The sequence below is a fragment of the Streptomyces sp. MB09-02B genome, assembly GCF_033794485.1.
Taxonomy (GTDB): Bacteria; Actinomycetota; Actinomycetes; order Streptomycetales; family Streptomycetaceae; genus Streptomyces.
Genome location: NZ_JARGEE010000512.1, coordinates 1 through 5686, shown reverse-complemented (window position 1 = coordinate 5686; position 5686 = coordinate 1). Strand labels below are relative to the sequence as shown.

2 protein-coding genes and 3 pseudogenes are annotated in these 5686 nt (G+C 67.3%); 4 read left to right on the top strand and 1 reads right to left on the bottom strand.

The window, feature by feature from the left end:
• Positions 1-89: 89 nt before the first annotated feature.
• On the top strand, positions 90-1613 hold the full coding sequence (locus P1P70_RS39390) for an aldehyde dehydrogenase family protein (RefSeq protein ID WP_319246437.1): 1524 nt from the start codon (positions 90-92) through the stop codon (positions 1611-1613).
• Positions 1614-1699: 86 nt separating this feature from the next.
• On the opposite strand, the gene P1P70_RS39385 is transcribed toward P1P70_RS39390, so the two are convergent.
• Complete coding sequence (locus P1P70_RS39385; protein WP_319246434.1) at positions 1700-2743, bottom strand: IS630 family transposase; 1044 nt, start codon at positions 2741-2743, stop codon at positions 1700-1702.
• A gap of 67 nt (positions 2744-2810) precedes the next feature.
• Here P1P70_RS39385 and P1P70_RS39380 point away from each other — a divergent pair.
• From P1P70_RS39380 to P1P70_RS39370, 3 pseudogenes are all read left to right on the top strand, one after another.
• A pseudogene (locus tag P1P70_RS39380) lies at positions 2811-3682 on the top strand (hypothetical protein).
• 5 nt (positions 3683-3687) lie between these two features.
• Positions 3688-4551, top strand: a pseudogene (locus P1P70_RS39375) (DNA cytosine methyltransferase); the annotation flags it as partial.
• Between the two features lie 56 nt (positions 4552-4607).
• Positions 4608-5600: pseudogene (locus P1P70_RS39370) on the top strand (IS701 family transposase); the annotation flags it as partial.
• Positions 5601-5686: the final 86 nt, after the last annotated feature.

Genomic DNA, 5686 nt, shown 5'->3' with positions numbered 1-5686 from the left:
GGGCGCAACGTCGTTGCAACATTTCGGTTTCTAGCCTCCTCACGAGAGCTGCCCAACGGCGGGTGGCGCTTCTTGGGAGGCAGGTATTCATGACCCGTTTCGCAGCGCCCGGTACGGATGGCGCGGTCGTCTCCTACGAGGCGCGTTACGACCACTTCATCGGGGGTGAGTACGTGCCGCCGGCGCGCGGGCAGTACTTCGAGAACCCGAGTCCCGTGAACGGGCTGGCGTTCACGGAGATCGCGCGGGGTACGAGCGAGGACGTGGAGCGCGCGTTGGACGCCGCGCACGCGGCCGCGCCCGGCTGGGGGCGCACGTCCGTGACCGAGCGTTCGGACGTTCTGCGCAGGATCGCCGACCGGATGGAGGCGAACCTGGAGCAGCTGGCGGTCGCGGAGAGCTGGGAGAACGGCAAGCCGGTGCGGGAGACGCTGGCCGCGGACATCCCGCTCGCCATCGACCACTTCCGGTACTTCGCGGGGGCGATCCGCGCGCAGGAGGGTTCGCTGGCGGAGCTCGACGACGACACGGTGGCGTACCACTTCCACGAGCCGCTGGGCGTGGTCGCCCAGATCATCCCGTGGAACTTCCCGATCCTCATGGCGACCTGGAAGCTCGCACCGGCGCTGGCGGCGGGCAACGCGGTCGTGCTCAAGCCGGCCGAACAGACCCCGGCGTCCATCCACGTCTGGATGAGTCTCGTGGCGGATCTGCTGCCGCCCGGTGTGGTGAACATCGTCAACGGGTTCGGGGTGGAGGCGGGCAAGCCGCTGGCGTCGAGTCCGCGGGTGGCGAAGGTGGCGTTCACGGGTGAGACGACGACGGGGCGTCTGATCATGCAGTACGCCTCGGAGAACATCACGCCGGTGACTCTCGAACTCGGAGGCAAGTCGCCGAACATCTTCTTCGACGACGTCTGGTCGGCGAACGACGATTTCCGTGACAAGGCCCTCGAGGGTTTCACGATGTTCGCGCTCAACCAGGGCGAGGTGTGCACCTGTCCGTCGCGGGCGCTGGTGCAACGCGGCAACTACGCCGATTTCATGGAGGCGGCTGTAGCCCGCACCGAGCAGATCAAGACCGGGCACCCGCTGGACACCGAGACCATGATCGGCGCCCAGGCCTCCAACGACCAGTTGGAGAAGATCCTCTCCTATCTGGACATCGGGCGGCAGGAGGGCGCGAAGGTCCTGACCGGCGGGGAACGCATCGAGCACGACGGTGAGTTGAAAGGTGGTTACTACGTCCAGCCGACGATCTTCGAGGGCGACAACCGTATGCGGATCTTCCAGGAGGAGATCTTCGGTCCGGTCGTCTCTGTGACCTCGTTCAACGACTTCGACGACGCCATCAAGATCGCCAACGACACGCTGTACGGCTTGGGCGCGGGAGTCTGGACGCGCGACACCAACACGGCCTATCGCGCGGGCCGTTCCATCCAGGCCGGCCGCGTCTGGACAAACTGCTACCACGCCTACCCGGCGCACGCCGCGTTCGGCGGCTACAAGGGTTCGGGTATCGGCCGCGAGACGCACAAGATGATGCTGGACCACTACCAGCAGACGAAGAACCTTCTGGTGTCGTACTCGCCGAAAAAGTTGGGCTTCTTCTAGACGCAGGAAAAGGGCGCCTGACCTGGTCAAATACCAGTCAGGCGCCCCCTGAGGTCTAGACTTATTGATCCGAAACGCAAAGGGTTCTATTCGAGGATGTAGCGGACGTGTGGGCCGCCGAAGTAGCCTCGGACGATGTGCGGCTGGCGTTGACGGCGGTGGAAGAACCTGCGGGTCTCGGCGGCGAGTTGGGTTTGGTCTCGGGCCCGGCTGTGCATCGGAAGGCTCCGTTTGAGGTCGGCGTTGACCAGCTCGTCGGGGTTCAGCTCCGGCGAGTACGACGGCAGGAAGTGCAGTTCGATGCGGTCGGGGTGGTCGGCGAGCCAGGCGCGGACCTTGCGGGACCGGTGTGCGGAGTGGCCGTCCACGACGAGGTGCACCTTGCGGTCAAAGTGGCCGACGAGCCGGTCCAGGAAGCGGCACATCGCGTCGGCGTCGAAGGTCTCGGTGAACACCATGAAGTGCATGCGGCCCTTGGTGCTGATCGCGGACATCGCGTTCACCGAGAACCGGTTGCCCGAGCGGCGCACGATCGGGGTGCATCCCTTGGCGCCCCAGGTGCGGCCGGTGACCTGGTCGGAACGGATGCCGACCTGGTCGGCGAAGAGCACCTCACCACTCTCGGCCTTCGCCTTCGCCCGGATCGCCGGCCAGGTCTCCTCCCGCCAGACGCGGACCGCTTCCGGGTCCTGCTCGACGGCTCGCTTGTCCGGGCGCTGGAAGGACAGGCCCCAGCGGCGCAGGTACTTGCCCACCCCCTGCTCGGTCAGCCGCACCCGGTACAGCTTCGCGATCAGGTTCCCCACGCCGGCCCGCGTCCACAGCTGACCCGCAAGGCCCAGGTCACAGGGGCGGTGATCCAGAACGGCCTGCCGAAGCGCCTGCTGCTCCACCTCGCCCAGGAGCTGATGCTCGCCGACCCGACACCCGCGTGGCTGGGCCACGAGGACCTCGCGCCCACCAGCCAGCCACTTCGCCCACCAGTTGTCCACGGCCTTGAGCGAGATCTGGAAGACCGCCGCGACATCCTCGCGAGTCCGGCCCGCCACCAACGCGGCCACCGCCCGCAGCCGAAGAGCCTCCTGCGCCGACGGCGACAACTGCCGTGCGTCCCCCACCAGTTCACTCACGCAGGGAACAACGACACAGAACACCTACCGTTTCGGATCAATAGGCGCTGGCGTGCAGTCCAGCGCCATGCTCGCCCTTTCAGCCGAAGGCATTCTCCCGAAGGTCGACTACGCGATATTCGCCGACACCGGCTGGGAACCGAGGGCCGTCTACGCTCACTTGGACCGCCTGGAACACGAGATAGCCGAGCCCGCGGGAATTCCCGTTCTACGCGTCTCCTCAGGCAACATTCGCGAGGACGCCCTCAACCCGTATCACCGTTTCGCTTCCATGCCTCTATATGTCCTCAACAAGGACGGCAGACCCGGTATGACCAGGCCCAGTGCACTGGCGAATACAAGATAAAGCCGATCAAGAAGAAGGTCCGGGAACTCCTCGGCCACCCCTACCCGCAGCGCATCCCGAAGAGTACATTCGTCGAGCAGTGGGTGGGTATCTCCACTGATGAGTTCCACCGGGCCAAGGACGCCGACGTCCAGTACATGCGCAATCGGCATTCACTCATCGAGCTTGGCTGGTCCCGCACGGAATGCGTCCGCTACCTCGCGTCCATCGGGCTGGAGAATACGCCGAAATCGATTTGCCTGGGCTGCCCGTTTCACGGAAATGCGCAATGGCGGAATATCCGTGACAACTCTCCCGGGGAATGGGCGGACGTGGTCGCGTTCGACGCGGCCATCCGCCAGGGCAACGCCCGCGCGAACGCCTCCGGCAACCCGCTGCTTGGTGAGGCGTTCCTCCACCGCTCCCGTGTCCCGCTCAGCGAAGCCCCGATCGACCATGTCACCGCCGCCGAACGGGCAGCGCTGCAGCCCGAACTCACCGACACCGCAGCGGACTTTGAGGTGTTGGAGCAGGGCGTCGTCGACGGCTGTTCCCCCTGGGCGTGCCGGGGTGAAGTCGAGTCCGTGCAGGACGAATTCGGGCTGGCTACTTGAGACGGATCATCCTCGACCTGTTTGCCGGGCCCGGCGGCTGGAGCCACGCCCTCACCGTCCTTGGCGCCCGCGATGTGGGCCTGGAGTGGGACGAGTGGGCGTGCAGGACCCGGGCTGCTGCTGGGCAGTTGACGATCCGGACGGACGTCGCCGCCTATCCGGCGTGGATCTTCTCCGGCCGTGTCCTCGGACTGATCGCCTCTCCTCCGTGCCAGGCATGGAGCATGGCGGGCAAGCGCCTCGGGCTGGTCGACCAGCCACTGGTCCACCAGGCCGTTGTCGACCTCGCCACCGGACGCGACACCCGCAAACACCTCCTCGGCGCATGTGCGGACGAACGCTCTCTCCTTGCCGCCGAGCCGATGCGCTACCTGCACGCCCTCAACAACGCGGGGGAGCCCGAGTGGGTGGTGGTCATGGAGGAAGTGCCCGACGTGCTGCCGCTATGGCGGCAGTACGCGGCCATCCTGCGCACCTGGGGGTTCTCGGTGTGGACCGGGATCCTCAACGCTGCCGACTACGGCGTCCCCCAGACGAGGCGGCGGGCGATCCTGATCGCCTCCCGGACCCGCACCGCCCAACCGCCCACGCCCACTCACGCCTCAGTCGGCGAACCGGAGTCGCTGTTCGGGCCGGGCCGCGCGAGATGGGTGTCCGTGGCCGAGGCCCTCGGCTGGGGCGCCACCAACCGCCCCGTCCCCACCGTATGCGCCGGCGGCGGCCCCGAACCCTTCCCCTCCGGCTCTCGCAAGTCCCTCGTCAATGCCCGCGACCGCGGCACCTGGACACCCCGCACCAACAAGGGCGCTCTGACGTCCCGCCGGGAAGAAACAGGTGGGCCCTCAACGTACGAAGCCGGAGACAACCGGCTAGTAGGACTCCGTTACGTCTGCCTGTTGTTCCTGTTTGGGGGAACGCTGAAGGTGTGGACGCACATGAAGTGAACCGGGCTCGGGCGACGTTGGCGCTGTTCGTCGCTGATGTGTTCGCCTCGGTGTCGCGCAAGGACCAGCGGGCCAAGGGCGACTGCTATCTGCGGGGACTGATGGTGGACGGTCGCCGCAAGTCCATCCAGGCCATGGCGGAGCGGCTGCCGGACGGCAACGAGCAGAACCTGCAGCAGAACCTGCAGCAGTTCGTGAACCAGTCGACCTGGGATCCAATGCCGGTGCGGCGGCGGATCGCCCGGCGGATGGTGCCCCGGGTCGGCCCGGACGCGTGGGCGGTCGACGACGTGTCGTTTCCCAAGGACGGGAAGATGTCGGTGGGGGTCGCCCACCAGTACTGCGGCGCTTTGGGTAAGCAGGCCAACTGCCAGGTCGCGGTGAGCGTGCACGCGGTCTCCGACACCGCGTCCTGTCCCCTGCAGTGGCGGCTGTTCGTGCCCCGGGAGTGGGCCGACGATCCGGTCCGCCGGCGCAAGACCCAGATCCCCGACGAGATCGGGCACCGGGAGAAGTGGCGCCTGGCCCTGGACACCCTCGATGAACTGGCCGGATGGGGTCTGGTGCCGCCGGTTGTGGTGGCCGACGCCGGCTATGGACAGAACGTCGACTTCCGCGACGGACTGGAACATCGCGGCATCGACTACGTGGTGGCGATCCGCTCGGACGTGACCGTCCACCCGCATGAGGCGATGCCCACCGCCCCCACCTGGTCCGGCAACGGCCGCAGGCCGCAGCCGCGCTACCGCGACAGGCCGACCCCGGTGGCCGAGTTGGTCGCCGGCCACGGGCGGCAGGCGTTCACCGAGGTGACCTGGCGGGAAGGCTCCCGCGGGCCGATGCGCTCACGCTTCCTGGCGCTGCGGGTGCGGCCGGCCGGTGTCCGGTCCCGCCGTCTGGCCCAGGACGCCGCCACCGGCCCAGGCAGCTGGGACGGTGTCCTGCCCGAGGTGACGCTGCTGGTTGAGGTTCCCCCGTTGCGCGAGAGGTGCTGATCAGCTGGTCAGTGAGGGTTGACGGGGTTTCAGGTTCGTCGGTTCGGCCGTCGCCTGCTCGGCGT

Excerpts from the sequence above, each read along its gene's own strand:
- P1P70_RS39390 (WP_319246437.1), top strand. The coding sequence starts at position 90 with ATGACCCGTTTCGCAGCGCCCGGTACGGATGGCGCGGTCGTCTCCTAC.